We start from the raw sequence: 26667 nt of genomic DNA on the forward strand, positions 1-26667 counted from the left end.
CCGCGGACCGTGACGCTGAGATGCGCGGCACGTGTGCACGATGACGGACCGACGCCGAGCGGGGCGCCGTGCGACGAGCCAGCGCCGCGCAGCGGAATAGAGCCGCGTTTCAGGGCAACACGCCGCGGCGGGAGCGATCTCGCTCCTCCGCGCAGCGAGAAGCCGGGCGATCTCGTTGCTGGAGGAAGCCGGAGGGCGAGCAGGTCAGGCGGGCGAGGTGGCCGGGATGGACGGGGTCGTCTAGGCTCCCGGGGCCCGCGGAAGGCTTCGGTGCACGCCCATGATCGAGACCGTCAGCTTCAAGAATTTCAAAGCGCTGCGGGACATCCGTTTCCCGCTCGAGCGGTTCACGGTGCTGGTAGGGCCGAACGCCTCTGGGAAGACGAGCGTGCTTCAAGGGCTGGCAGCTCTCCACGCGGAAGACCCGTGGTCAGCTCTGGAAGGTGAGCGACATCCGTCCGTGGTCCGCTCTCACGGCACCAGCGATCCGATCGAGATTCGATGCACGGGCACCTGGAGGGGCAAGGCGGGCTCGATCGAGCTTCGTGCAGAGGAATACGACGAAACGCACTGGGGAAGGTACGTGACCGTTCACTACGGTGACCACGAGCTCACCTATCCGGGAGGTAGCTCTCATTTGTCAGAGGACGATCGAGAGGCGATAGATGCTGTTCGCCCTCCGGCGGACCTGCTCAGGCTCGACGCGACCAAGCTTGCCCAGCCGTCCTACAGCGCCTCGCTCGTGCCGCGAATCGATCCGGACGGCGATGGCCTGGCCGCCGTGCTCGCCGAGATGCTCATCTCGCGCGCGGACGACTTCCGACGTGTCGAGGAGGCGCTGCGTGCAGTCATTCCGTCCGTGGAGAGGATCCGCCTGGAGAGGTCAGCGGTGAGGCGGCCCGAGGTCCAACGGGTGACCATCAACGGCCAGACGACGACGAGCACCGTAGAGCGCGAGTACGTTGGCCATCGTGTCGTGCTGGACACGCGCGGTGCGGCCGGTCTACCAGCCCATGCCGCGAGCGAGGGGACGCTTATCGTGCTGGGTATCTTAACGGCGATCATCGGTCGTAGGAGCGCGCACTTGCTCCTTATCGACGACCTTGAGCGTGCGATCCACCCGAGGGCCATCGCCGATCTGGTCGGGCAGATCCGCAAGCTGCTCGACGCGCTTCCTGACCTGCAGATCGTCGCGACGAGCCACTCCCCCTACCTCATCGATCATCTCGAGCCTGAGGAGGTTCGACTGATGAGCGCCGACGAGACCGGCGCCGTGAGGTGGGCCCGGTTGAACGATCATCCGCAATTTCAGCGCTGGAAGGAGTTCATGCGCCCAGGGGAGATCTGGAGCATGGTCGGCGAGGAATGGGTGCGCGATCGAGGCCCGCAGCCCCATGCCTGAGCAGGCGGCCTACTCGATAGCGATCGTCTGTGAAGCGGACGCCGACCGGCGCACGGCCTGCGTGCTGTCCGATCGAGCGCTCTGCGAAAATGTCGACTGGATTGACTCGGAGACGATCGACTTCCTTCGCAATTATCACGGTATCTGCCGGCAGGATTCTTACCTGAAGTGGACGAGCATGAAGGGGATGGCGAGGGAGCGGCATGTCGTCGCGCACGGGTTCTCCGGCGGAAGACCGCGCGAACCAGACGCAGCGATGGCCGAGCAGGCCCTGAAGCTCCTCGCCACGCTCGGCTCTCCTCCAGATGTTGTGATCCTCACGCGTGACGCGGACAAGCTGAGCCGACGTCGCGAGGGCTTCGAGCAGGCGCGGGACTCACAGCCGTGGCCCTTCGCGGTCGTCATCGGCGTCGCCAATACCAAGCGAAAGTGCTGGATCCTCGCTGGCTACGAGTCTCGCGACGACGCCGAGAGAGCGCTCCTCGAGCGCGAGCACAAGGATCTGGGTTTCGACCCCCGCTTGGGCGCCGAGCGGCTCACGGCGAGCGAGGAAGGCGCGAAGCGCGATGCGAAGCGGGTGCTCCATGCGCTCACGGGAGGGGATCCAGAGCGGGAGGAAGCATGCATGAAAGACCCTCCCTTGACCACCCTGAAGCAGCGAGGCGCCGCGACCGGGCTCATGGACTACCTCACGGAGATCGAAGAGCGCCTCGTGCCCCTGTTCGACCCGGTCGCGAAGCGCTGACCATCGACCTTCCCGGCTCCCTTGGCCGAGGCGCGGCGCCGCGCCTCCACGCGGGGCGCGGCGCCGCGTCGTCGCGCACGATCAGGGTGAACGGATACCGCTCTTCACGTCTCGCGTCGGGATCGTAGGCGCCGGTGGGCAGCGCGGTCACCACGAGCGTTCGTTTCCCGTCGGCTGCGAGCTTCAGCTCCGCGGAGCCGGACGACAGATCCAGGACCTCGCCATCCGAGTCGGGCGTCAGCCCGGGGACGGCCTGGACGACGAAGCGGCGCCTCGCGTCGTCGGGCGCCTCGAGCGACACCCGGAGCGATCGTGGCGTGTCCGTTCCTGCCGAGAGCTCGATATAGCTGGTGCCGAGCAACATCGGCGCGCGCTCGCGGACGTCGATCCTGCCCGGCCTGGCCTCGACCTGGGCCGCCAGCGAGAGCTTCGCCGCCGCGAGGTTCTGAAGGCCGCCCGCGAAATGGCGGAAATGGCGGTCGTCGATGTGATCGCCGGTGTACCAGCGCCAGCGCGCGAGCTCGGGGACGGCCTCGACATAGCTCATGCCCGCCGCCTCTCGGAGCATCGAATCGAGCGCATCGACGAAGTCAGGCTCGTTGGGCTGCGCGCCGTCGCCTGTGGCGGGGGCGTCGCGCGACCCGAGCCACATGCGCGAGACGAACCGCGGATCGCCGTCGAAGAACCGATCTTTGAGGTAGAGCAGCACCATGGAGGCGCCGTACATGGACCATGTCTCGTAATGGTCGTTGTGGTCGATCGCCCATTCCGGGTGCCTCTGGAAATCGGCCAGGCCCTCATCCGCATAGCGATCCGCGCGGACCTGGTCGAGGAACGTCGCCGACATCTCGAACACGACGGGGCTCTCGCTCCAGTCGTCCGCGGCCTGCGAGGCGTGCGCCATCTCGTGCACCACGGTCTCCTCGAGAGCGGAGCCGCCGTAAGGACCCCACGGATCGACGATCATGTAGGGGTGCCGGTCGTCCCATGAGGTCGACGGCTCGCCCCCGAGGACGTCGACGAGGCAGCTGCGGTGGCCTCTCCACACGAACACATCGAGCGCGTCGTCCGGCCCGCACTCTCCGCCATCGCCGATGGGCGGGCGCATGCCGATCTGGCGCACATGATAGTCCCAGCCCTCCTCGACGAACGCGAGGACCTGGCGCGCGGTGTCGCGCTCTTCCGCCTTGTAGTGGTGCACGAGCACGGGGAGGGTCGAGGATCGAAGGGAGAAAGGGAACATCTCCTCGAAGTCGGCTCGCCCACAGATGCTCTCGCCTTCCGGCAAAGGGTGCTTGTACTCCGAAGGTGTGGCCGGGGTCCTGTCATCGCCCTCTGTGCCGCAGCCTACGGGCCCGAGGCCGAGGGTGAAGCAAGCCAGCCAGGGAAGGGATCTCCGCATCGAGGCGCTTTAACCGAGCCTCCGGGAAGCTTGCAAGGAGCGGTTGCCAGCATGGCCGCGCCGCGCGCGGCGCGCGAAGTGGAGCAGCACCCGGCTGCGTGCGCGCCAAAGGTGCTGCCCTGTCACCGCGGCAGTCGTGCTAGGCGGACTGGTCGAGCTCTCGCAGGATGTCGCGGAGCGCCTGGGCCTCCGCGCGCTCGAGGACCAGGGGCGCCGACACGCACGTGGGCGCGTGGTCGCGATACTCCACGGGCTGGAAGGCGGCGAGCGCACCGGACGCGGTATAGGCGAGATCCAGGCGCACCGCGGAGGTGTCCGGCTCGCCCTCCCCATCCAGAGCGAAGGGGAGCTTCGCGATGGCGGCGAAGTCCCGCCTCTCCAGGGCGGCAGTGAGCGCTCCGATCGGGCAGGTGAAGTAGCGGAACCCTTCTTCCACCTTCTCACCCGTGGGCGTGTACACGGTCTCGCTCAGGATCAGCCATTTGCGGCGGGTGGCGAAGCGAGGGTCGGCGCGCATGAAGTCGGACAGATCTTGGATCTCCATCGCGCGTTCATACCGCAACCGGGCCCAGGATCTCCACCAGTCCGTCAGGGCGGATCATGCAGTTCGGTCATCGCACACAGGAACGCAGGGTAGTCGTCTCGACGCATTCGCCCGATGACATGGCCCTACGGCGGGGGCGATGAGGGACTACGATCGTCCGAACCTGAGCAGCAGCCCGAGCCAGCCCTTCGCCAGGTAGAGGAGGTTGATCAGCACATACATCCAGAAGAACACGTCGAGCCGGTCCGCGAGCGCGAACGCCCAGATGTGGCTCGGGTAGTGGTTCAGGAAGCGCAGGAACGTCATCACGAGCGCCGCCGCCCGGGCGGCGGGCGACCGGGGCCGCTCCCCCGTGGCGGTCTCGTAATAGGCGGAGACCGAGGTCTCCTTGCCGCTGATCTCCGGGCGGCGGACGAAGTTCGTGAGCGAGATCGCCGAGGCGATCACCGCGACCCCGACGACGCCGGCGAGCAGGAAGCGCGGGTCTCCGCCGGGCCAGCGGCCGCCGTCCAGCCCGAGGCCGCCGGCGCTGAAGAGGCGCATCGAGAGGGCGCCCGAGAGGAGCACCGCCTTGAGCTCGTCGGTGAAGAAGTCGAAGAGGTGGCCCTCCTTCGACGCGAGCTGCTTGTGGCGCGCCAGCATCCCGTCGGCGCAGTCGAGGAGGTAGCTCAGCTCGAGCACGGCGATGGCGACGAGGCCCCCCGCCGCCGTGGGCAGCGCGACGAGCAGCGCCGCCGCGACGACGAACACGGCGAGGTTGAGCAGCGTCACCTGGTTCGGCGTGATCGCGGTCCGCGCGAGGAGCGCGACCACGCCGCCGGCGAGCGGGCGCATCAGGTAGGTGTTGAAGAGCTGATCGTGCTTCTTCCGCGTGGCCAGGTAGATCCGCTTCGCTTCGCCGAGCATGGCCGGCGCATCCTAGCCGAGCGGCTCCCGTCTTGCTCGGGCGGCAGCGGCGCTTTCGCCCCGGCTGGCGGACCCGCCCGCCGCCAGGTCAGCGCCGCGCCGGGCGCGAGGCGGGCGCGGCCGCGTCGAGCGGCTCGTCGCTCCAGTCGACGGCGATCGAGTCCTCCTTCGCGGCCTCGGGGCGCACCCACTCCTTGGTGATGGAGCCGCCGCTCACGGGCGGCTCGTCGCTCCAGTCGACGGTGATGCCCGTGATGCCCTCGACAGCGGTCGAGACGCTCGCGGGCCTCACCGGGATCGTGGCGGGCCCGCTCTCGTCCGCGGCGCCACGGGGCGACGGCTGCTCTCGCAGCGTGATCGCGTCCGGAGCGAGCGCGTGCGCGAACCGCGACGCGCGCGGGGGCGGCTCGCTGCGCAGGAGGGCGCGCACGTCCTCCAGCATCTGGCGCGCGTCGGGGTAGCGCTGGTCGCGGTCGAAGGCGAGCGCGCGATCGACGACGAGGCACACGTCGCGCGGCGCGTGCGGCGCGCGCTGCGCGAGCGGCGGCGCCGGCTCCCTGCCCATCTTCAGCAGGAGGTCGAAATCGGTGCTCGCCTCGTGGACATGGCGGCCGGCGATCAGCCGGAACATGGTGGCGCCGACCGCGAAGAGGTCGGCGCGGGTGTCGATGTCGCGGCCCTTCGCCTGCTCCGGCGGCATGTACGGCGTCGTGCCGAGCACCAGGCCCATCCGCGTGAGCTCCCCCTGGAGGCTGGAGTCCTGGCGGATCCGCGCGAGCCCGAAATCGAGGACCTTGATGCGCGGGCCGCCGCCGTGCGCGGGCGTGTCCCCTGCGCCGTCGCCGACGACGTACAGGTTGGGCGGCTTGATGTCGCGGTGGATGATCCCCTGCGCGTGCGCCGCGGCGAGCGTGTCGAGCACCTGCGCGGTGAAGCGGAGCACCTCCGCCAGCTGGAGGCCGCCGAGGCGGCGCTCGCGCTCGGCGAGCGACTCACCCTCGAGGAGCTCCATCACCAGGAACGGCGCCCCGTCCTCGGCGACGTCGATGTCGCGGATCTCGACGGCGCCCGGGTGGCGGAAGCGGTTCGCGGCCTGGGCCTCGCGCTCGAACCGGTCGCAGATCTCCTTCGACTTCGCGGCCTGCGGGTGCAGGATCTTGAGCGCGTCCCGGCGGCCGATCCGGTGGACGCCGACGTAGACGGCGGCCATGCCGCCGGCGCCGAGCAGCCGCTCCAGCGTCCACTTGTTGCGGATCGTGGTCCCCACGCGTTGTGAGGCGGTTTCGCTGCTCATGGGGTCCTTGCCTTCATGGAAGCGGCGCGGACGCACGCGGTCAAGCGTATGCTCCGCGCGGTCGCGAGGAGAGCGATGACGAAACCGGGCAAGCAGAGCGGGCGGCAGTACAGCGAGGCCGAGGTGCGGGCCATCCTGGAGCGCGCCCTCCGGGACGCGCAGACGCGCGACGTGAGCCATGACGAGCTGGTCGCGGCGGCCGAGGAGATCGGCATTTCCCGGGGCGCGATCGATGCCGCATCGCGCGACATCGAGCAAGTCCGGGGCGAGGGGGCGGCGCGCGAGGCCATCCTCGCGCGCCGGCGCAAGGGGTTCCGCTCGCACCTGTTCTCGTACCTCCTCGTGAACGCGTTCCTCTTCGCGGTGAACGCGCTCACGGACGGGCCGTGGTGGTTCTTCTGGCCGCTGCTCGGGTGCGGCCTGGGGCTCGCCTTCCACGCGCTCGTCGCGCTCTCCAGCGACGTGTCCCCGCGGCAGATCGGCCGGGAGCTCGAGCGCAGCGCCGCGCAGGCGCGGAAAGAGCAGCAGCGGCGGCTGAAGGAGCAGCGCAGGGCCGAGCGGCTCGAGCGCAAGCAGCGCCTCGAGCAGAGCGCGGAGGATTTCGGGCACGCCGTCGAGGAGGGCGTCGCGACGCTGCTCTCGCGGGTCGCGCAGGAGATCCGCGGGAGCGCTCCGCCGCCGGCGCCGGTCGAGGGCGCGTCGAAGAGGTCGCGGATCGCGCCGCTCGACGCGGACGAGGCCGAGTCGGAGGAGCTCGGCGACGAAGAGGCGGATCGCGCGGCCCGGCGAGGCCGCGGCGGGCGCTGACGGCGCGGCGCCGCACGTGTGGCGGTAACTTTTTGGATCGTGACGGCGTCGCGCGCCGCCTCGCTGCCGGTGAAGCTCGTCGGCGTCCCCGCCGGCGCCTTGCTCTTCGCCTACAGCTTCGTCTCGCCCTTCTTGCCCCCGACGGTGCTGGCGCCGGCGTCGATCTTGATGATGGTCTGGTTCGCGCTCATCGCCTGGCAGAACGGCAGCCAGCGGCGCGTGTGACGCAGCCGCGCGTCAGAGCTCGGGGAGATTCGGCACGGTAGGGTAGGGGGCCAAACGCCTTTGCGGTGGGTAGGGGGGGTAAACGCCTTTGCGAAGGCAAGTGCCCACTCGCCCCAACGTTCGATTGCCTTGATCGCATCTCCCACTCTGACCAGGTCTGACCGGACTCCGCGTCGAAGACGGCGCGCTGAAACGGCGTCCAGCAGTGCGTTTTCACTCCTTCATCCGGAAGGCCAGAAGAGAACCCGACAGGCATCTGTCGATATCTTTCGTCGAGCGCTCGCCCAGGTCGCCGCGGGCCTTGGCCCAGCGCCGCTCCCGCACGCCAGCCGCCGCCCCTCTCGCTTTCGCCTCTCCCCCCGGCGGGCTACCCTCGACGGGATGTTTCACCCCGTCGTCGACCGGTGGTTTCGTGACCGCTTCGGCGCCCCCGCCCCTGCCCAGGAGCGCGCCTGGCCGGTCATCGCGGCCGGCCGCGACGCGCTGATCAGTGCGCCGACCGGCGCCGGCAAGACGCTCGCGGCCTTCCTCTTCTGCCTCGACCGGCTCGTCCGCGACGCGGCGCGAGGCGCGCTCGAGGACCGCACGGATGTCCTTTACATCTCGCCGCTGAAGGCGCTCTCCCACGATGTCCACCGCAACCTCGAGCAGCCGATCGCCGAGATCTCCGCGGCCATGGAGGCGGCGGGCCTGCCCGCGCCGGGCATCCGGGCCCTCGTGCGGACCGGCGACAGCCCCGCGCAGGAGCGGCGCGCCATGGCGGCCCGGCCGCCGCACGTGCTCGTCACGACGCCGGAGTCCGCGTTCATCCTGCTGACCAGCGCGTCGGGGCGGCGCGCGCTCTCCGGGGTGCGCACGGTGATCCTCGACGAGGTCCACGCGATCGCAGGCGACAAGCGCGGCGCCCACCTCGCGCTCTCGCTCGAGCGGCTCGAGGACCTCGTGATCGGCCAGGGCGGCGCCCGGCCGCAGCGCGTGGGGCTCAGCGCCACGGTCCGCCCCATCGAGATCGCCGCCCGGCTCGTCGCCGGCGCGCGCGAGCTGCCCCAGATCGTCGACGTCGGGCAGCGGCGGGATCTCGATCTCGCCATCGAGGTGCCCCGCGACGAGCTCGGCGCGGTCTGTACGCACGAGCAGTGGACCGAGATCTACGACCGCATCGCGACGCTCACGGAGGGAGCGCGGTCGACGCTGGTGTTCGTCAACACGCGCCGCCTCGTCGAGCGGGTCGCGCACGCGCTCGGCGCGCGGCTCGGCGAGGACGTCGTGGCGGCCCACCACGGCAGCCTCTCGCGGGCCCGGCGCCTCTCGGCGGAGCGGCGCCTCAAGGCCGGGGAGCTCCGGGTCGTCGTCGCGACCGCGTCGCTCGAGCTCGGCATCGACGTCGGCGCGGTCGACCTCGCCTGCCTCGTCGGCTCGCCGCGGTCGATCAACGTCGCCCTCCAGCGCATCGGTCGCTCGGGCCACGCCCTCGCCGCGACGCCGCGCGGGCGGCTCTTCCCGCTGACGCGCGACCAGCTCGTCGAGTGCGCGGCGATCGTGCGCGCCGCGCGCCGCGGCGAGCTCGATCGGATGACGTCGCGCGAGGGGCCGCTCGACGTGCTCGCGCAGCAGATCATCGCCGCGTGCGCCTGCGAGGAGCGGGACCAAGAGGGGCTCTACGCGCTCGTCCGAAGGGCCGCGCCTTACGAAGGCCTCTCGCGCCGCGACTTCGACGCGGTGGTGGCCATGGTCTCGGGCGGCGCCGCCGCGGCGGACGACGGCGCGTCCGCGGCCCGTGGCGCGCGGCAGCGGGCCGGGTCGCTCGTCTACCGCGACGCGATCGGCGGCCGGCTGCGCGGGCGGCGCGGCGCGCGGCTCGCGGCGCTCACCTCGGGCGGGGCGATCCCCGACATCGCGGCCGTCGACGTGGTGGTCCAGCCCGACGGCACCAAGGTCGGCACGCTCGACGAGGATTTCGCGATCGAGTCGTCCGGGGGCGACGTCTTCCTGCTGGGCAACACCTCCTGGCGGGTGCTCCGGCTGGAGGGCGGCCAGATGTGGGTCGAGGACGCCCACGGCGCCGCGCCGACGGTGCCGTTCTGGCTCGGAGAGGCGCCGGCGCGCACGCCGGAGCTCTCGGCCGAGGTCGCGGCGCTCCGCGCCGAGGTCGCCGCGCGCCTCGACGAGGAGCGGGCCGAGGGGGCGCGGCCGGCGGCCGAGCGGGGCCAGGGCGGCGAGGAGGCGCGGGCGGCGCGGTCCCGGGCGGCGCGCTGGCTCATGGAGGCGTGCGCGCTCGACGCGCGCGGCGCGCTGCTCGTGCGCGACTACATCGAGGCGGGGCGCGCGGCGCTCGGCGCGGTCCCGGGCGGCGCGACCGTCGTGGTCGAGCGCTTCTTCGACGAGGCCGGGGGGCAGCAGATCGTCGTCCACACGCCGCTCGGCGGCCGCGTGAATCGCGCGCTCGGGCTCGCGCTGCGCAAGCGCTTCTGCCGGTCGTTCGACTTCGAGCTCCAGGCGGCGGCGACCGACGACGGCGTGCTGCTCTCGCTGTCCGCGGAGCACGGGATCCCGATCGACGAGGTGCTCGATCTGGTCCGTCCCGAGGGCCTCGAGGAGGTGCTCGTCCAGGCCGCTCTCCAGGGCCCGATGTTCCGCACGCGCTTCCGCTGGGCCGCGTCCCGCGCGCTCGCGCTGCTCCGGTTCCGCGGGGGCCGGCGGGTGCCGCCGGCGCTCCAGCGCATGCGCGCCGACGACCTCCTGCTCTCGATCTTCCCCGAGCAGCAGGGCTGCCAGGACAACCACGGGCTCTTCGCGCACGTCGATCCGCCGGATCACCCGCTCGTCCGCGAGGCGCTGCGCGACTGCCTGACCGAGCTGATGGATGTCGAGGGGCTGCGCGCGCTGCTCGTCGGCCTGCGCAGCGGGGCGATCCGCGTCGTCGCGCTCGACACGCCGGAGCCGAGCGTCTTCTCGCACGAGATCCTGAACGCGAACCCCTACGCGTTCCTCGACGACGCCCCGCTGGAGGAGCGCCGCGCGAGGGCGGTCCGGGTGCGGCGCGGGCTCCCGGCGGAGGTCGCCGAGCGGCTGGGCGGGCTCGATCCTGCGGTCGTCGCCGAGGTGGTCGCCGAGGCGCGGCCGGACGTGCGCGACGCGGACGAGCTGCACGAGCTCCTGCTCGACCGGGTCGCGCTCCCCGCGGAGGAGGGGATCCGGAGCGGCCTCGCGAGGCACTTCGAGGCGCTCTGCGCCGCGGGGCGCGCGGCCGAGGTGGGCGCTGCGCCGGGCGCGGGCGTGCCGCGCGCGCCGCGCTGGGTGGCGACCGAGCGGCGGCCGCTTGTCGAGGTGATCTGGCCGGAGGCGGTGTTCGCGCCCGACGTCGCGGTGCCGCCCGCCGTGCGCGGCGCCGCCGGGGCGGTCGATCGCGGCGCCGCGATCACGGCGCTCGTCCGCGGCTTCCTGAGCGCCGCGGGGCCGATCTCGACCGAGGATCTCGCGTCGCGGCTCGACGTGCCTGCGTACGAGGCGCTGTCCGCGCTCGCGCGGATCGAGCTCGCCGGCGGCGCGCTGCGCGGGCGCTTCCTGCCGAGCGCGCCCTCGCGGCCGGCGCAGGCCGCCGCGGGCGGCGGCGATCCGTCGCAGGCCGCCGCGGGCGGCGGCGATCCGTTGATCGAGTGGTGCGACCGCCAGCTCCTCGCCCGCATCCACCGCCGCACCGTCACCGGGCTGCGCAAGGCGATCGAGCCCGCTACCGCGGCGGAGCTCCTCCGGTTCCTCCTGGCGTGGCAGGGCGTGCGGCCGGGCACGCAGGCGCGTGGGCCGGGAGGCCTCGGGCGGGTGATCGAGCAGCTGCAGGGCTTCGAGCTCGCCGCCGGGGCGTGGGAGCAGGCGGTGCTGCCCGCGCGCGTGGCCGGCTACGACGAGGGGCTGCTCGACGCGCTCTGCCTGTCCGGCGAGGTGGCGTGGGGCCGCGTGGTCCCGCGCGACGCGGCGGCGCCCACGCGCGCTGCGCCGATCACGCTGGCGCTGCGCCGCGATCTCCCGTGGCTCCTCGCGCCGCGGGAGGCCGAGGGCGCGCCGCCGCCGGCGTCGCTCTCCGAAGCGGCGCAGGGCGTGCTGTCGTTCCTGACGCGCGCGGGCGCGTCGTTCTTCGACGACCTCGCTGTCGGCGTGGGCGGCGCGGGCCGCGCGGGCCGCTCCCGGGACGAGGTCGAGGAGGCGCTCTGGGAGCTCGTCGCCGCGGGGCTCGTGACCGGCGACGGCTTCGCGGCGCTTCGCTCGCTGCTCGGCGGCGGCGGCGCGGCCGTCGCGCTGGGCGCGGGCCGCCTGCGCGTCGGGGCGCGCCGGGGCGGCCCCGTCGCGTCGGGCAGGTGGTCGCTCCTGCGATCGCGGCCGGACGCGTTCGCGTCCGCTGCCGGCGAGGGCGCCGAGGGCCCCGACGCTGTCGAGGCGCTCGCGCACCAGTACCTCCGCCGCTACGGCGTGGTCTGTCGCGAGCTGCTCGCGCGCGAGCCGCGGCCGCCCGCGTGGCGCGACCTCCTCCGGGTCTACCGGCGGCTCGAGATGGCGGGTCAGCTCCGGGGAGGGCACCTCGTCGCCGGCTTCGTGGGCGAGCATTTCGCGCTGCCCGAGGCGCTCGACGCGCTCCGCGCCGTCCGGCGAGAGCCCCTGTCCGGCGAGATCGTGCAGCTCTCGGCGTGCGACCCGCTCAACCTGGTCGGCATCGTCACGCCGGGGCCGCGGGTGCCGGCCGTGCTCGGGAACGTGGTCATCTACCGCGACGGCGTGCCGCTCCTGCCCGTGGCCGCGGCCGCGCCCGCGCCGGGTGGGCCGGGACAGGCGATGTCCGCTGCCGCGGGAGCAGCGATGTGAGGGCGGCGGCCCAGCCTTCTCGCCTCGCCGGTGGAGAGAATTCAGCGCCAAGGCGCCAAAATGCACGACAATTGTTCTTTCGTTTGCGCCTTTGCGCCTTTGCGCCTTTGCGTTGAATTCTCTCTCCCGATCTCTGGCCGGACTCCTGGCGGGTCAGCACGCGCCCTTGACGCTCGACCGCATGGCGCGAGCTGCCGTACGCTCACGCCAATGGCCAGCGAAAAAAAGAAGAAGTCACGAACCGAGGCCGCCTCGGACGCGGACACGCAGGGCGAGAAGCCCTCCGCTGAGCCGCAGCGCGGCGGCAAGAAGAAGAAGTCGACGCTCACGGCCGCCCAGCGGCAGGAGCTGCTCGATCTCGATCCTGCCTATGAGGCGCCGATCGACCACCCCGTCTCCGATACGTTGCAGGAGGCGCGGGAGCTCGAGGTCGCCTTGAGCAAGCTCGGCAAGGAGATCTACAAGAAGAGCAGGCTCTCGAAGGACGTCGGCACCTCGATCTCTGCCCGGCGCGACCTGCTAACCGCCGCCGAGTCCGCCTGGACCGAGGTCCGCACGCTCCCGCTCTCCTCGGACCTGCGCGCGCAGCGCAAGGACGCGGAGGCCCTCAAGCGCGACGCCATCGCGGCGCTCCGCTACTTCCTCGCGGCGGACGAGGAGGTGGAGCGGCGCATCGACGGGATCCTCCTTGGCACCGGCGTCGCCGACCTGGTGAGCGATCTGAGCCAGCTCGCCGAGCTCCTCGAGCAGCACCGCGACGCGCTGGCCAGGGCCGATCTTCCGAAGCGCGCCCCGGAGCGCGCCCGTGAGCTCGCCGCGGCGCTCAGCAGCGGCGCGGCGGAGCGCGCCGTCGATCCCGGGGGCAACGCCGGGATGGCACTCCGGAATCGCGCCTTCTGGTGGCTGCGCGAGGCCATGGACGAGATCCGCGCCGCAGGCCGCTATGTCTACCGCGATGAGCGCAAGGTGCTCGCGCTCTTCCGCACATCGAGCGCGCGTGCCCGCGCGCGTCGGCGCGCAGTGAAGCAGGATGAGCCCGAGACGACCGGATCGAGCCCGACACCGGCAGCGCCTGAGCCTGAGCCTGAATCGACCTGACGGCAGCGATCCGACACGTCGAGAGCCCGATCCCAGCCACTTTCGCGAAGCGGACACCGCTGCGGCGTGCTCGAGCGCACGTTGCGCTCCAACCTTGATGCCGTCACTATCCTGCGGCGAATACGCGCTCGGGGGGGCGTTCCTGGTCATCCGAGGCCGCCGCCATGTGGACTGTCCTTCCCGAGCTTCGCCAGCCCGAAAACTCCCGTCACCGCGCCTCCGGCCCGCCAAGGGGGCTCTGGACATCGGCGGTCGCGTTCGCGGCCGCTCTGCAGTGCCTCGCATGCAATCAGGGAGCGTCTCAGCCCGGCGGCGCGAAGGCGGAGAAGCCTGCGGCCAGCGTCAAGGAGGTGACGCTCGCCCCCGTGACGGAGCTCGTCATGGAACAGGCCGTCGACATCTCGGGGACCCTCGACGCCGACGAGCAGGTGACGCTCGGGGCCAAGGTGGCCGGGCGCCTCGCCTCGATCTCGGTCGACCTGGCGAGCCCGGTCCAGCGAGATCAGGTCATCGCTCAGCTGGAGGCGCGGGACTACGAGCTGCGCATCGAGCAGGCCACGGCCGCGCTGGCGCAGAGCCGCGCCCAGCTCGGCTTGCCCCCGGACGGGCCGGACAGCGAGCTCGATATCGAGGGCACGGCGGTCGTGAGGCAGGCCCTCGCGACGTTCAAGGAAGCGCAGGCCAACCAGGTCCGGGCGCGTGGGCTCGCCAGGGAAGGGCTGATGTCGGGCATGGACCTCGACGCGGCCGAGGCGGCGGCGGTCCGCGCGGAGACCGCCGTGCAGTCGGCGCGGGAGGAGGTGCGCATCCGCGAGGCCGCCGTCCGCCAGCGGCGCTCCGAGCTGCGCATGGCGCGGCAGCAGCTCGCCGACACCCTCGTGCGATCGCCGCTCGATGGCGTCGTCCAGGTGCGGAGAGCGAACGTCGGCCAGTACCTCGCCGCGGGGGCGCCGATCGTGGACGTCGTCCGGATCGACCCGCTGCGGCTGCGCGTGGCCATCCCCGAGCTCGAGGCGGCCGCGGTGCGCGCGGGCCAGCCCGTGCGCGTGACCCTCCAGGGAGACAGCGCCACCTATCCAGGGACGGTCGCGCGCCTCGCGCCCGCGCTCGACCCGCAGAGCCGCACCCTGCTCGTGGAGAGCGACATCAAGAACCCCGGCCACCTGCGGCCGGGGAGCCTCGTCAGCGCGCAGATCGTCGTGAGCTCGAGGCCGGTGCCGACCGTGCCGGCGACCGCCGTCGTCCGGTTCGCCGGCCTCGCGAAGGTCATCACGGTCGAGGACGGCAAGGCGAAGGAGAAGCTGGTCACCACCGGAAAGACGTCGGGGGATCGGGTCGAGATCGTGTCCGGCGTCGCGGCGGGGGAGTCCGTCGTCGCAAAGCCCGGATCGCTCCAGCAAGGGCAGCCGGTGCGCGTGGTGGAAGGGGGCTAGGGTGCAAGCGCTCGCCAGGATCTGCATCCAGCGGCCCGTCTTCGCCGCCATGCTGACGCTCGCCCTCGTGGTGGTCGGCGCCGTGGCGTACTTCAAGCTGGGCGTGGATCGCTTCCCCGCCGTGGACCTGCCGACGGTCTCGGTCCGCACCACGCTCCCCGGCGGCGCGCCCGAGGACGTCGAGTCGGAGATCTCCGAGGAGATCGAGGCGGCGGTCAACACCGTCGAGGGGATCGCCGAGCTCCGCTCGATCTCGACGAGCGGAACCTCCGTCGTCGTCGCCACGTTCAACCTCGACCGGGACATCGACTCGGCGGCGCAGGACGTCCGCGATCGCGTGCAGGCGGCGCTGCGCCGGCTCCCGGTGGGCACCGATCCGCCCGTCATCGCGAAGCAGGACAACGACTCGACCCCGGTCATGTCGATCGCCCTCTCGGCCGATCGATCGATCCGGGAGCTCACCGAGCTGGCCGACAAGCTCGTGCGGGTGCAGCTCGAGCGGTCGTCGGGCGTCGGCGAGGTGCGCGTCGTGGGGGGGCAGCAGCGCGCCATCAAGATCTGGCTGAACGCCGACCGCCTCGCCGCGTACGGCCTGCCGATCACCGCCGTCCGCGACGCGATCGTGCAGCAGAACGCGAACATCCCCGCGGGGAACGTCACGGGCAAGGAGGAGGAGCGGACGCTGCGCACGATGGGCCGCATCGAGGACGCGGGCGCGTTCAACGATCTGGTCGTCGCCACCGTCGACGGGCGGCCCGTCCGGGTGCGCGACATCGGCCGCGCCGAGGACGGCACCTACGAGCAGCGCTCGCTGGCCCGCCTCGACGGCAAGCCCACCGTCGTCCTCGACGTCGTGCGGCAGTCGGGCGCCAACACGGTCGCGGTGATCGAGGCCGTGAAGGCCAACCTGGCGAAGCTCTCCGAGCAGATGCCCGAGGACGTGCGACTGGAGGTGATCCGCGATCAGTCGGGCTACATCTACACGGCGCTGCACGAGATCAACGTGCACCTCGTCCTCGGCAGCATCCTCGCGTGCGCGGTCGTCCTGCTCTTCATGCGGTCGTGGCGGTCCACGATCATCGCGGGCGTCGCCATCCCGACGTCGGTCGTCGCGACGTTCGGCATGATGTGGCTGCTCGACTTCACGCTGAACAGCGTGACGATGCTGGCGCTCGTGCTGATGGTGGGCATCGTCATCGACGACGCCATCGTCGTCCTCGAGAACATCTTCCGCTTCGTCGAGGAGAAGAAGATGGACTCCTTCGAGGCGGCCAGGGCCGCGACGCAGGAGATCGGGCTCGCCGTGCTCGCGACGACGCTGTCGCTCGTCGTCATCTTCGTCCCCGTTTCGTTCATGTCGTCGATCTCGGGGCGGTTCCTGTTCCAGTTCGGGATCACGGCCACGGTCGCGATCCTCGTGAGCCTGCTCGTCAGCTTCACGCTGACCCCGATGATGAGCGCGCGCCTGCTCCGCGAGGAGGGCGCCCGCGCGCACGGGGCGGGGGAGGCGGGGGGGCCGGGCGGCGGGGGCGGGGCGGCGACGCGAGAGGGCTTCTACGGGAGGCTCGAGGCCAGGTACACGCGCGCCCTCGCGTTCGCGATGCGGCACCGGGGGCTCGTCGCCGTCTCGGGCGCGCTGGTGATGGCGTCGGCCGTGCCGCTCTACGGGCTCGTGAAGCAGGAGTACATCCCCTCGGGCGCGGACGACGCGGAGTTCGAGATCCGCGTCACGGCCCCGCTCAGCGCGAGCATCGGCGCGATGGACGACGTGATGCGCCAGATCAGCGATGACGTCCGCGGGGTGCGCGGGGTGCGGAGCGTGCTCGCCACTGCGGGCGGCGGCTTCGTGGGCGGCGTCAGCGCGGGCGAGGCCTTCGTGCGGATCGCCCCGCACGACGAGCGCACGTTCTCCCTGACACGGCTGCTCCGGGAGACATTCTCCGGCCATCCGTGGCGCGCCTTCAAGGACAACACCTCGCAGAAGGACGTGATGCAGGAGGTGCGGCGCAAGCTGCGCAAGTACTCCGATCTCCGGATCTCGGTGCGCAACGTGCCGTCGTTCAACATCGGCGGCGGGAACTTTGAGATCGACTTCGCGATCCAGGGCCCCGACATCGAGCAGCTCGAGCGTTACGCGAACGAGCTCCGCGAGCGCTCCGCGCAGCTCGGCGGCATCGTGGACGCCGACGTGACGCTGAAGATCGACCGGCCCGAGCTCCGGGTGCTCATCGAGCGCGATCGCGCGGCGCAGCTCGGGGTCCGGACGCAGGACATCGCGACCGCGCTGCGCCTGATGGTGGGCGGAGATCAGGCGGTCTCGCGCTTCCGGGACGAGGCCGAGAACGAGAACTACGACGTGCAGCTGCGCCTCATCGAGGAGGATCGCGATCGGGTGGCGGCCGTCCGCCGCCTCTACGTGCCCCGGACGGCGCGCGCGCAGGCCGCGCCGTCGCCGGGCGGCGCCGGCGGTGCGACGGCGCCCTCGGCCGGGACGCCGCTGCTCCGGGGCGACCTTGTGCGCCTCGACAACCTGGTGCGCATCGAGGAGGCGAGGAGCCCGTCGCGCATCGACCGGCTCGATCGCCAGCGGGTCTCGAGCCTGCGCGCCGGCGTCGCCCCCGGTTACGCGCTCGCCGACCGGCTGGAGGCGCTGCGCGGCGCCGCGCGGGAGATGGACATGCCCGCGGCGTACACGACAAGCGTGCGCGGCCGCGGCGCGGAGCTCGAGCGCACCTTCGGCGAGTTCATCTGGGCGTTCCTCCTGTCGATCGTGCTCATGTACATGATCCTGGCGTCGCAGTTCGAGAGCCTGGTGCACCCGGTGACGATCCTGCTCTCGCTGCCGCTGTCGGTGCCGTTCGCGCTGCTCAGCCTGTGGGCGACCGGGAACACGCTGAACCTGTACTCTGCGCTCGGCTTCCTCGTGCTGTTCGGCGTGGTGAAGAAGAACTCGATCCTCCAGGTCGACCACATGAACAAGCTGCGGGGCGAGGGCGTGCCGCGCGAGGAGGCGATCCTCCAGGCGAACCGAGATCGGCTGCGGCCCATCCTGATGACCACGCTGGCCCTGGTCGCGGGCATGCTCCCGCTCTGGCTGGGCACGGGGCCCGGGGCCGAGGAGCGCCAGACGATCGCCGTCGTGGTCATCGGCGGCCAATCCCTGAGCCTGCTGCTCACCCTGATCGTCACGCCGGTCTCGTACTCGCTGCTCGACGATCTCGCGCGCAGCGAGCGCTGGGGGCGTGTCCGGTCCCGCGTGGCCTCCCTCCGCGAGCGCGCGTCCGCGCGGTTCGGCCGGCTCTTCGCGCGCAGGACGACGTAGGCGCGGCGGCGCCCGCTGCCGGGCGCCTCAGCCCTTCGCCAACCCGAGCGCGGCCACGGCCACCGCGCCCCAGCCCGCGAGCAGGAGCAGCCCGCCGAGCGGCGTGACCATGCCGAGGACGCGGACGCCCGTCACGGTCATCACGTAGAGGCTGCCGGAGAAGAGGAGCACGCCGCCCGCGAAGCAGAAGCCGGCGACGGTCGCCGCCGTGCCGCCGGTGCGCGCGGCGAGGTGGGCGGCGAGCGCCAGCGCGAGCGCGTGGGCCAGGTGGTACTGGGCGCCCGTTTGCCACCAGGAGAGGCGCAGCGCGCCGTCCGGCGCCGCGTCGAGCGTCGCCTTGACCCCGTGGGCGCCGAAGGCGCCGAGCGCCACCGCGAGGAACCCGTAAACGCCCGAGAGCAGGAAGAAGAGACGTTCCATCGGGCGCGGAGCTTAGCCGATGGCCGGAGCTCGTCACGGGGGCGCTCGGCTGGGTGCGCCGCGCTTCAGCCGCCCGCCGCCCCCCGCCGCGGGAAGATCGTCCCCCGGATCTCCGCCATCGACGCGCCGAACGTCGTCGCGAGCCGGCCGAGGACGAGGCGGTTCAGCCGGCCGTCCGGCGGCGCCTTGACCGCGATCACGAACGCGACGTCGATGGGGGTGCCGGCGTGCCTCGCCGCCCGCTCCGCGAGCGCCGCCGCGGCGACGTCGGACAGCTCCTCCCGCCGTGCCACGCGGATCTTCACGTAGAGCGCCGCCCGCATCAGCGTGTGGTAGCCGTGCATCCACGCCATCCAGCGCTCCTCCGGGCCCCCGGCGAGGGCCCGTGAGAGCGCGTCGCGGCGCCGCTCGATCTCGTCGAAGGGCAGGTTGTCGAGCTCGTTCAGCGCGCCGGGGAACTCCCCCGCGAGCGCGCGGAACACCTCCTTGCCCGGGATCGGCTCCCCGGCCGCGCGCGCGCGGCGGAGCTCCGCGAGCGTGAGGTACTTGCGGGCGAGCTGCGACAGGACCTCCGGGGAGAGGCGCGCGTCGCCGTCGGGGACCGCCGCGCCGGTCACAGCCAGCCGTGAGGGAACGCGAGGACGTCGCCGATCGACGCGGCGCCGAGGCACAGCGCGACGAGGCGATCGACCCCGAGCGCGTTGCCCGCCGCGGGCGGCATCCCCTCCTCGAGCGCGTCGAGGAAGCGCTCGTCGATCGGATAGACCGGCTTGCCCTGGGCGGCCCGCGCCGCCTGATCGGCGAGGAGCCGCGCGCGCTGCTCGACCGGGTCGGTCAGCTCGCCGAAGCCGTTGCAGAGCTCGACGCCCGCGACATACAGCTCGAACCGCTCGCAGACCTGCGGATCGCTCGGCTTGAGCCGCGCGAGCGACGCGAACGGCGCGGGGAAATCGACAAGGAACACCGGGTGGGGCAGCGCGGCGATCGCCGGCTCCACCGCGTCCACGAGCAGGCGGAAGAAGCGCTCCTCGTCGCTCGACGCGAGCGCGATCGCGTCGTCCGCGGGCACGCCCGCCCAGCGCGCGAACGCCTCGCCGATCGAGATCCGCGGGAACGGCCGCTCCAAACGTACCTGCTTGCCGGACGTCGAGATCGTGCCCTCCGCGCCGAGCGCGCCCGCGACGCGCTGCACGATCGCCTCGGTGTCGGCCATCACCTCGTCCACGCCGGCGAAGGCGCGGTACCATTCGAGCATCGTGAACTCCGGGTTGTGCCTGTCCCCGAGCTCCCCGCGCCGGAAGCAGCGCGCGAGCTGGAAGCAGCGCGGGACGCCTCCCGAGAGCAGCCGCTTCATCTGGTACTCCGGGCTCGTGATCAGGAACGTCGGGCGCGCCGCCTGCACAGCGAACGCGTCGAGGTGCAGATCGAGCCCGGGGGACGGGACCATGCTCGGCGTCTCCACCTCGAGGAAGCCGCGCTCGGCGAACAGCGCCCGCACCGCGGCGAGCGCCGCCGCGCGCTGCGCGAGCGCCGCGCCGCGCCCGCGATGGATCACGCGCTCCGTCTCGCTCGACGGCGGCGCGGCGGCGCCCGAGCGCGCCCGCGGCGGTCTCCGGGGTGCGATCCGCTCGACGAGCCGCGCGGACGCGAGCGCGCGGTCGGTCGGCGCCGGCGCCGGCGCGCCCTCGACGATCGCGAGATCGCCGACCTCGAGCGGTGGCGCGGGCGCGCCCTCGAGCGCGACGCGCAGCGCGCCGAACGCGTCGCCGAGGACGACAGCGCCCTCCGCGACCTCGAGCACGCGGCCGCCGACGCGAACCGTGCCGGGCAGCGGCGCACCGGAGGGCCCTGTGGGGCACGGGGGACAGGCGGAGACGATGTCGCTCGGGGCGAACGTCGCCGGGAATCCAATGGAGGTGTTTGTTTCAGAGAGAGCCACGGGAGCCTGCGTTGAAGGTGCCGGAGACATACCACGCAGGTTGACCAGGGAGGTCACGTAACGAGGCAATCGCGGCCACAACTCCTTGATTTTCCGCGAGGACGTCGCGTCGCTTCTCCTTGATGAGCCAACGCAACTCGTTACGTTGGTCGCGCTCGTCGGTCCGGCCCTGCCGCGCCTCACGCGAGCGCTGCTTGCAGAAAGCCAGCAGAAATCCAGCCGGAGAGATGAACCCATGAGACGACTGCCGCTCTTGCTTCCGTTGACCGCACTCGCAGCCTTGGCCGCTGCGGGGCCCGCCGCCGCGTCGGAGTGGCACACGCTACGGCAGGGCTCGCCGGCAACGGCGCTGTCCTTCCGCGGCACGGACGGCGCGCGGGGCGCGGCGGAGGCGGCGCTGAAGCACGCCGCTTCGGACCTCCGCCTCCAGGGCGTCTCGCTGCGTTACCAGAGCGAGCTCGTCGATGGCGATCACCGCACTGTCCGGTTTGGGCAGGTCCACGCCGGACTGCCCGTGCTCGGCGCCGCGGTGGCCATCGACCTCACCCGGGAGAACCGCGCGGAGGTCGTCGTGCTCGACGTGGCGCGGGACCTGTCGGTGGCGACGACGCCGACTCACGGGGAAGAGGCCGCGCGGCGCGCGGTCGAGGCGACCTACGGGATGACGCTCGCGGAGCGGCCGAACGCGGCGCTCGCGGTGTTTCCCGAGGCGGAGACCGGCGGCAAGCTCGTCTGGGTCGTCGATGTCCGGTCGGATCGCGGCGGGGAGCGCTACCTCATCGACGCGCACACAGGCAAGCTCGTCCACAGGCGCTCGCTGGCCGTGCACGTACGAGGGCGCGTTTACCCCATCAGCTCGGCGGTCACCCCCGAGGTCCAGGATCTCGAGCTCAGCGGCCTCGACGCGGCGGATCCCCAGACCTTGAGCGGCTGGAACGGCAACTTCAAGGTGGTGAATTACGTGGATGGCGACCTCACCAACGGCGTCCCGCTCACCCTGGAGCAGAGCGTCGAGCCGAACGCAGGGGAGGACTTCCTCTACGATCCGCCCACGAGCGCGGAGGATGCGCACGACCAGTTCGCGCAGGTCGGCATCTATTACCACCTCACCCGGATGCGCGATTACTTCGTGTCGACCCACCAGATCGACATGGGGGCGCCTGGCTGGAAGCTCGTCGCGGTCGCCAACATGCTGGAGGCGGGCCGGCCGATGGACAACGCGTTCTTCTCGGGAGAGGGCGTGAGCGAGCCCTTCCGCGCGCCGAACCTGATCGCCATCGGCCAGGGCTCGTTCTTCGATTTCTCGGACGACTCCGACGTGTTCCTCCACGAGTTCACCCATTACGTCTCCGCCAACGCGGTCGGCTACAATGGGGGGCAGTTCGCGATCAACGAATACGGGCTCTCCCCGTGGGCCGGCAGCATCGATGAGGGCATCGCGGACTATTTCGCCTGCACCGTGAACGGCGACTCCACGCTCGGCGAGGCGACGCTGGCGCCCTTCGGCATGGCGCGCGACCTCGCGAAGGACAGCAAGACGTGCCCCGGCGATCTGGTGGGCGAGGTGCACGAGGACGGCGAGCTGATCGGCAGCCTCGCGTGGTCCTTGCGCGAGAAATTCGGGGCCAAGGTGGGCGACAAGCTCGTCTGGGGCACGGTGACGCTGCTGACCCCCAACGCCTCGTTCGGCGATTTCGCCAAGGCGCTGAAGCGGGCGACCGGCAAGCTGGTGACCGCCGGTGAGCTCACGGAGGCGGACGCCGGCGCCGTCGACGCGCTGCTCGAGAGCCGGGGCCTCGACGACTGCGAGGAGGTGCTCGATCTGACCGGGGGCAAGTCGCAGACGACGAACATGTTCGGGATCGACTCGCTGGTCTTCGGCTCGGGGGCGTCGTGCGCGGATTACCGCTCGCAGCTCAGCCTGCAGAGCCTCTTCCACTTCAAGAGCAAGCCGGATCGGGCCGCGAAGGGCGTCCGCTTCACCGTGGAGCTCGATCCCGACCGTGGGAACGACGTCGAGTGGAGCATCTACGTGAGGGCCGGCCGGCACGTCGGCTTCACCCTGGGAGAGCTCCTGCCGGAGGCCACGAAGTACGATTACAGGGTCGAGGGGATCACGGAGACGGACGGCGAGATCGTCATCGACGAGACCTCCGATCCGCCGTTCGATCCCACGAAGACGTACTACCTGGTGATCGGCCACAAGAACTGTCCGTCCTCGTCCGTGACGGTGGAGAGCGAAGATCTCGGGGTGGAGCCGCCGGTCGATCCGACGGAGCCCGTCGAGCCGGAGCCCGCCGGCTCCACGGGCGGCGCGACGCCGGACCCGACCGATCCGATCGAGGATCCCGAACCGGAGACGGTCGTGGGGTGCGCTTGCCGCGCCGCCGAGCCGAGCGCGCCCGTCGCGCCGTGGACGGCGCTCGCCGGGGTCGCGCTCGCCGGGGCTGCCGTGCTCAGGCGGCGTGCGCGGGCGCGCCGCGAGCTGGGCTGAAGTGAGGGACTGAGGCCGCTGGCGTCACGCGGCGGGCGGCGCATCGACGCGCGCCGCCTGCCCTCGACGCAAGCGCGAGGCCTGGAGCGCTCGCGCCTGTCGCCTCCGGGTGGGTGCGGGGGCTGCCTTCGCTGCGCTAGCGCCCGCCCGCGCCGCCGGTGCCGCCCGCGCCGCCGGTGCCGCCACCCGCGCCACCGGTGCCGCCACCGCCTCCGCCCGTACCACCGGCGCCACCCGTACCGCCCCCGCTTCCGCCCTCGCCCGCGCCGCCGGTGCCGCCCGCGCCGCCGGTGCCACCGCCGCTGCCTCCCGTGCCGCTCGTGCTGCTCGTGCTGCTCGTGCTGCTCGCGCCGCTCGTCGTCGGATTCTGGTTGGGATCGCAGACCTGCGTGACCGCATCCGGCCTGCAGCAACGATGTTGTTGCTGCTGCTGACCGATGCCCATGCACTCGAGGCCATCGGCGCAGTCATCGTCGCCGTTCGCGATCTCGCAGGGCTCGCCCTCTTGCTGCCGGCTGCAGCTCGCGGCGGAGGCGACGATCGCCGCGGCGAGCGCGGCCAGGAGGAGCGCGGGGCGCAAGGCGTTGCGCGATGTCTTCGGGGCTTTCACGCGCGCTGGTCTAGCAGAACCAGGCGGGCTTGCCTATTGCCCATCTACTGCGGAGGGGCCGGCCGGTTCTTGGCGTCGATGGCGTCGATGAACAGGCCCATGTACTGCGCGGCGCTCGTGATCGAGAAGATGAGTGATAGATAGATGAGCAGCCGTCCGACGTGCACCACGTCGACCTCTCCGAAGTCGACGCCGAGGTGGATGTGGTACGGGTAGCCGAGGATCAAGCAGACGATCCCGATCATCTGCAGCGCTGTCTTGATCTTCCCGCCGTCGCCCGCCGCGATGACGAGCCCCTCGGTCGAGGCGATGGAGCGGAGCGCCGTGATCGTGATCTCGCGCGAGATGAGCAGCACCACCGCCCACGCCGGGATCCGGCCCATCGGCACGAGCCACACGAGCGTGGCGGCGACGATGAGCTTGTCGGCGAGCGGATCGAGGAACTTGCCGAGCACGCTCACGAGGCCCTGCCGCCGCGCCAGGTAGCCGTCGAGCATGTCGGTGATCGCCGCGAGCGAGTAGACGCCCGCGGCCCAGAAGCAGTCCCGCGGCGCGCCCCTCGACAGGAGCAGGAGGACGGCCGGGATCATGAGGATCCGGGCGAACGTGAGCAGGTTCGGGAGGTTCCGCGCGTCTTCCCAGAGCGTGCGCCGCCGCTGCGCCTTGATGCCCCGCAGGGACGTGCCCGCGCTAGCGACCATCGACGAGGACCATCCCCTCTCCGCCGAACGTCACGAAGCCCTGCATCCCTCCAGGCGCCTCGGAGGCGGGCAGCGTGCGCGGCAGGAGCCGGCCCATCCACCCGAGCACCGCGGTCGCGCGCGTCGACGTCGGCCGCGACGGGGTGATCTCCAGCGCGGCGGCGCGCTCGGGCACCGACAGGACCATGTGGCCGCGGCCGCGGAGCTGCACCATCGCGACCGCCTCGCCCTCGCCGGCCGGCAGGCGGCCGTTCTCGTAGCCGATCGGCAGATCGAAGCCGACGAGGACGTCCTCGCGCAGGTAGATGGACTCTTCCCCGAGCGTCACCGGGTGGAGCCGCCGCCCCTCCGGCGCGCCGAGCACGAGCTCGCAGCGCCCGCCGATCTCGATGAAGGGCGTGCTCGGCCCGCCGAGCGGCTCGTCGAAGATGCGCCCGCGCGCCTGCCGCTTCAGCACATGCGTGGCCGTCCCGGAGTGCACGCTCATGGTGCGCAGCGCGTCGAGCCGGGCGACGAAGCCCTTCGCCGACTGCACGAGCACGACGCCGGTCGGGTGCCGCGTGACCGCGGCCTCGCGCGGGAAGACCAGCAGCCGCTCGCGCGCGAGCGCCGAGAGCGTCTCCAGCGGCGGCGCCGCGGACGGCGTCGCGGCCGGCGGCGTCGCGGCGGGCGCCGCCGTGGGAGGCGGCAGCGAGGACGACGACGGCCGCCCCGCCGCCTTCTTGCTCGCCGCCGCCGCGTCCGCCGCGCCGCCGCCGGCCGCGACGGCGATCGCGAAGCGGCCCGTCGCGGAGGGCTCCTCGGGCGCCACCGTGCTGCGGCGCACGGTCGGCGACACGCTCCCTCCCGGCGTCGCCTGCACCGCCGGCATCGACGGGACCGTCGGCGCCGCGCCGACCCTCGGGCCGGGAGCCTTGCCCGCGCCGGGCGGGTTCGTCGCGCCTCCCGCGCGGCTGTCCGCCCCGAGGCTCTTGAACGACGGCGGCGCCGGGATCGTCGGCATCATCTCGCGGCCAGGCTCGATGGCCGACCATGTCCCTGACGGGATGCGCGGCAGATCCGAGTCGTGCCGGAAGCCCGCGCCGGCGCGATCGAGCGCCTGCACGGCCTCGCCTGCGGCGCGCTGCACCTCGACCTTGGCCTCGACCGGCGGCTGATCCTCGGTGTCGGGAGGCTCCATCGAGTAGCGGCCGGTTGCGCCGCCCGTCATGTCGAGCAGGCGGCGCGCCATCGCGTCGTGGCCGCCCGCCGCGAACGCGTGGCTCGCGCGCTCGTAGTCGCCCATGCGCTGGAACGCGAGCCCCAGGTAGCCCCACGCGCGCTGGTGCTTCGGGTTCTGCTCGAGCGCCTTCTCGAGCTCGGACCGCGCCTGCGCGGGCTGCCCGGTCTTGAGGTACGAGAGCGCGAGGTTGATGCGCGGCTCGACCGCCTCCGGGTGGGCCTGGATCAGCCGCTCATAGATCGCGATCGCCCGCGGGTAGAGCCCCAGGCGGAAGTAGACGATCCCGAGCAGGTCTTGCCCCTTGGGATCGCTCGGCTGGAGCGACAGCGCGCGCTCGAGCTCCGCCTTCGCGGCGTGGACCCGGTTGTCCTGCAGGAGCTCGCTGCCCCGGTGCAGGTGGAACAGGAACTCCTCCGCCGCGACTTCGCGTGAGGAGGGCCGTGGGTCGTCGCGCTCGTGCATTGTCGGGGGGATCGTACACGAAAACGCACACACGCCGTCAGGCGCTCGCCGCCTCGATCGCCTCGGCGAGCGTGAAGGCCCCCTCGTAGAGCGCGCGGCCCACGATGACGCCGCTGACGCCGGGGATCTGCGCGAGCGCGCGCAGGTGAGCGAGCGATCCGACTCCTCCGGAGGCCAGGACGGGGAAGCCGCACGAGGCGGCGAGCTCGCGGGTGGCTTCCAGGTTGGGGCCGACCTGCGTGCCGTCGCGGGAGACGTCGGTGTAGAGGAGCGCCGCGACGGGGGCGCCGGCGAGCGCGCGGGCGACGTCGAGGGCGGTGACCGAGGAGACCTGCTCCCAGCCCTGCACGGCCACGCGCCCGTCCTTGGCGTCCACGGCGACCACGACGCGCCCCGGGAAGCGGCCGGCGAGGTCGCGCACGAGCGCGGGATCGTTCACCGCGGCGGTCCCGAGCACGATGCGCTCGGCGCCCAGCGCGAGGTAGCTCTCGGCCGCGGCGGCGGAGCGGATGCCGCCGCCCACCTGCACGCTGCCGCCCTCCGCGCCGAAGGCCGCGATGACGGCGCGGACGGCGTCGGCCTGGACGGGCAGGCCGGCGCGGGCCCCTTCCAGGTCGACCACGTGCAGCCGAGCGCAGGCACGGCGGAGGCGAGCGGCGAGCGCCGCCGGGTCCTTGTCGTAGACGGTGACCTGATCGTAGCGCCCTTGATGGAGGCGCACGGCCTGGCCTCCGAGGAGATCGATGGCGGGGATGAGCTGCACGCGGCGGGTCTAGCGCGCCTCTGC

At 72.3% G+C, this 26667-nt stretch carries 20 protein-coding genes; 9 read left to right on the forward strand and 11 right to left on the reverse strand.

Annotation, left to right across the window (positions count from 1 at the left end):
- The first annotated feature begins 280 nt into the window (after positions 1-280).
- On the forward strand, positions 281-1402 hold the full coding sequence (locus tag WMF45_RS16155; protein ID WP_437717778.1) for an AAA family ATPase: 1122 nt from the start codon (positions 281-283) through the stop codon (positions 1400-1402).
- Positions 1395-2147, forward strand: coding sequence for a hypothetical protein (locus WMF45_RS16160; RefSeq protein WP_437717779.1), 753 nt, complete (start codon positions 1395-1397; stop codon positions 2145-2147). The genes WMF45_RS16155 and WMF45_RS16160 overlap by 8 nt, the downstream gene beginning before the upstream one ends.
- On the opposite strand, the gene WMF45_RS16165 is transcribed toward WMF45_RS16160, so the two are convergent.
- From WMF45_RS16165 to WMF45_RS16180, 4 genes are all read right to left on the reverse strand, one after another.
- Complete coding sequence (locus tag WMF45_RS16165; protein ID WP_437717780.1) at positions 2092-3549, reverse strand: hypothetical protein; 1458 nt, start codon at positions 3547-3549, stop codon at positions 2092-2094. The two genes, WMF45_RS16160 and WMF45_RS16165, sit on opposite strands and share 56 nt — an antisense overlap.
- 139 nt (positions 3550-3688) lie before the next feature.
- Positions 3689-4093, reverse strand: a complete 405-nt coding sequence (locus tag WMF45_RS16170) for a hypothetical protein (RefSeq protein WP_437299832.1) — start codon at positions 4091-4093, stop codon at positions 3689-3691.
- Positions 4094-4240: 147 nt separating this feature from the next.
- Positions 4241-4999 carry a CDP-alcohol phosphatidyltransferase family protein gene (locus tag WMF45_RS16175; protein WP_437717781.1) on the reverse strand — a complete coding sequence of 253 codons (759 nt, stop codon included), beginning with the start codon at positions 4997-4999 and terminating at the stop codon, positions 4241-4243.
- A gap of 88 nt (positions 5000-5087) precedes the next feature.
- Complete coding sequence (locus tag WMF45_RS16180; protein WP_437717782.1) at positions 5088-6293, reverse strand: serine/threonine-protein kinase; 1206 nt, start codon at positions 6291-6293, stop codon at positions 5088-5090.
- A gap of 75 nt (positions 6294-6368) precedes the next feature.
- On the opposite strand from WMF45_RS16180, the gene WMF45_RS16185 reads away from it, so the two are divergent.
- The 6 genes from WMF45_RS16185 to WMF45_RS16210 all read left to right on the forward strand — a co-directional run bounded on the left by WMF45_RS16185 (position 6369) and on the right by WMF45_RS16210 (position 18032).
- Complete coding sequence (locus WMF45_RS16185) at positions 6369-7100, forward strand: 2TM domain-containing protein (RefSeq protein WP_437717783.1); 732 nt, start codon at positions 6369-6371, stop codon at positions 7098-7100.
- A gap of 39 nt (positions 7101-7139) precedes the next feature.
- Complete coding sequence (locus WMF45_RS16190; RefSeq protein ID WP_437717784.1) at positions 7140-7325, forward strand: hypothetical protein; 186 nt, start codon at positions 7140-7142, stop codon at positions 7323-7325.
- 381 nt (positions 7326-7706) lie between these two features.
- Positions 7707-12179, forward strand: a complete 4473-nt coding sequence (locus WMF45_RS16195) for a DEAD/DEAH box helicase (protein ID WP_437717785.1) — start codon at positions 7707-7709, stop codon at positions 12177-12179.
- Between the two features lie 210 nt (positions 12180-12389).
- Complete coding sequence (locus WMF45_RS16200) at positions 12390-13277, forward strand: hypothetical protein (RefSeq protein ID WP_437717786.1); 888 nt, start codon at positions 12390-12392, stop codon at positions 13275-13277.
- A 164-nt stretch (positions 13278-13441) separates the two neighbouring features.
- The gene (locus WMF45_RS16205; protein WP_437717787.1) at positions 13442-14710 is read left to right on the forward strand and encodes an efflux RND transporter periplasmic adaptor subunit; all 1269 of its coding nucleotides are present in this window, start codon (positions 13442-13444) and stop codon (positions 14708-14710) included.
- A gap of 1 nt (position 14711) precedes the next feature.
- Entirely contained in the window at positions 14712-18032 is a 3321-nt protein-coding gene (locus WMF45_RS16210) for an efflux RND transporter permease subunit (protein ID WP_437717788.1), read from the forward strand.
- A 27-nt stretch (positions 18033-18059) separates the two neighbouring features.
- Here WMF45_RS16210 and WMF45_RS16215 read toward each other — a convergent pair whose 3' ends face one another.
- From WMF45_RS16215 to epmA, 3 genes are all read right to left on the reverse strand, one after another.
- A complete protein-coding gene (locus WMF45_RS16215; RefSeq protein WP_437717789.1) occupies positions 18060-18452 on the reverse strand; it encodes a DUF423 domain-containing protein in 393 nt (130 codons plus the stop codon).
- Between the two features lie 65 nt (positions 18453-18517).
- Positions 18518-19069: a hypothetical protein gene (locus WMF45_RS16220; protein WP_437717790.1), complete on the reverse strand. Its 552-nt coding sequence runs from the start codon at positions 19067-19069 to the stop codon at positions 18518-18520.
- A complete protein-coding gene (gene epmA / locus WMF45_RS16225) occupies positions 19066-20391 on the reverse strand; it encodes an EF-P lysine aminoacylase EpmA (protein ID WP_437717791.1) in 1326 nt (441 codons plus the stop codon). Before epmA ends, WMF45_RS16220 begins: the two co-directional genes overlap by 4 nt.
- Before the next feature lie 280 nt (positions 20392-20671).
- Here epmA and WMF45_RS16230 point away from each other — a divergent pair, with 280 nt between their 5' ends.
- Positions 20672-22885 (forward strand): MYXO-CTERM sorting domain-containing protein, encoded by a 2214-nt coding sequence (locus WMF45_RS16230; protein ID WP_437717792.1) that lies wholly within the window; start codon positions 20672-20674, stop codon positions 22883-22885.
- A gap of 136 nt (positions 22886-23021) precedes the next feature.
- Here the strand turns inward: WMF45_RS16230 and WMF45_RS16235 are convergent, their stop codons facing one another.
- The 4 genes from WMF45_RS16235 to hisA are packed head-to-tail and all read right to left on the reverse strand — an operon-like array spanning position 23022 to position 26643.
- The gene (locus WMF45_RS16235) at positions 23022-23495 is read right to left on the reverse strand and encodes a hypothetical protein (RefSeq protein ID WP_437717793.1); all 474 of its coding nucleotides are present in this window, start codon (positions 23493-23495) and stop codon (positions 23022-23024) included.
- 44 nt (positions 23496-23539) lie between these two features.
- Positions 23540-24196, reverse strand: coding sequence for a CDP-diacylglycerol--glycerol-3-phosphate 3-phosphatidyltransferase (gene pgsA / locus WMF45_RS16240; RefSeq protein ID WP_437717794.1), 657 nt, complete (start codon positions 24194-24196; stop codon positions 23540-23542).
- Positions 24186-25880, reverse strand: a complete 1695-nt coding sequence (locus WMF45_RS16245) for a tetratricopeptide repeat protein (protein ID WP_437717795.1) — start codon at positions 25878-25880, stop codon at positions 24186-24188. Before WMF45_RS16245 ends, pgsA begins: the two co-directional genes overlap by 11 nt.
- A gap of 37 nt (positions 25881-25917) precedes the next feature.
- Complete coding sequence (gene hisA, locus WMF45_RS16250; protein WP_437717796.1) at positions 25918-26643, reverse strand: 1-(5-phosphoribosyl)-5-[(5-phosphoribosylamino)methylideneamino]imidazole-4-carboxamide isomerase; 726 nt, start codon at positions 26641-26643, stop codon at positions 25918-25920.
- Positions 26644-26667 lie beyond the last annotated feature (24 nt).

The sequence above is a fragment of the Sorangium sp. So ce448 genome, assembly GCF_051520915.1.
GTDB classification, from domain to species: domain Bacteria; phylum Myxococcota_A; class Polyangia; order Polyangiales; family Polyangiaceae; genus Sorangium; species Sorangium cellulosum_B.

What these genes read in the sequence shown, in the direction of transcription:
- WMF45_RS16155 (WP_437717778.1), top strand. Translation starts at nt 281, where the DNA reads ATGATCGAGACCGTCAGCTTCAAGAATTTCAAAGCGCTGCGGGACATC.
- WMF45_RS16160 (WP_437717779.1), top strand. Translation starts at nt 1,395, where the DNA reads ATGCCTGAGCAGGCGGCCTACTCGATAGCGATCGTCTGTGAAGCGGAC.
- WMF45_RS16165 (WP_437717780.1), bottom strand. Translation starts at nt 3,549, where the DNA reads ATGCGGAGATCCCTTCCCTGGCTGGCTTGCTTCACCCTCGGCCTCGGG.
- WMF45_RS16170 (WP_437299832.1), bottom strand. Translation starts at nt 4,093, where the DNA reads ATGGAGATCCAAGATCTGTCCGACTTCATGCGCGCCGACCCTCGCTTC.
- WMF45_RS16175 (WP_437717781.1), bottom strand. Translation starts at nt 4,999, where the DNA reads ATGCTCGGCGAAGCGAAGCGGATCTACCTGGCCACGCGGAAGAAGCAC.
- WMF45_RS16180 (WP_437717782.1), bottom strand. Translation starts at nt 6,293, where the DNA reads ATGAGCAGCGAAACCGCCTCACAACGCGTGGGGACCACGATCCGCAAC.
- WMF45_RS16185 (WP_437717783.1), top strand. Translation starts at nt 6,369, where the DNA reads ATGACGAAACCGGGCAAGCAGAGCGGGCGGCAGTACAGCGAGGCCGAG.
- WMF45_RS16195 (WP_437717785.1), top strand. Translation starts at nt 7,707, where the DNA reads ATGTTTCACCCCGTCGTCGACCGGTGGTTTCGTGACCGCTTCGGCGCC.
- WMF45_RS16200 (WP_437717786.1), top strand. Translation starts at nt 12,390, where the DNA reads ATGGCCAGCGAAAAAAAGAAGAAGTCACGAACCGAGGCCGCCTCGGAC.
- WMF45_RS16205 (WP_437717787.1), top strand. Translation starts at nt 13,442, where the DNA reads ATGTGGACTGTCCTTCCCGAGCTTCGCCAGCCCGAAAACTCCCGTCAC.
- WMF45_RS16215 (WP_437717789.1), bottom strand. Translation starts at nt 18,452, where the DNA reads ATGGAACGTCTCTTCTTCCTGCTCTCGGGCGTTTACGGGTTCCTCGCG.
- pgsA (WP_437717794.1), bottom strand. Translation starts at nt 24,196, where the DNA reads ATGGTCGCTAGCGCGGGCACGTCCCTGCGGGGCATCAAGGCGCAGCGG.
- WMF45_RS16245 (WP_437717795.1), bottom strand. Translation starts at nt 25,880, where the DNA reads ATGCACGAGCGCGACGACCCACGGCCCTCCTCACGCGAAGTCGCGGCG.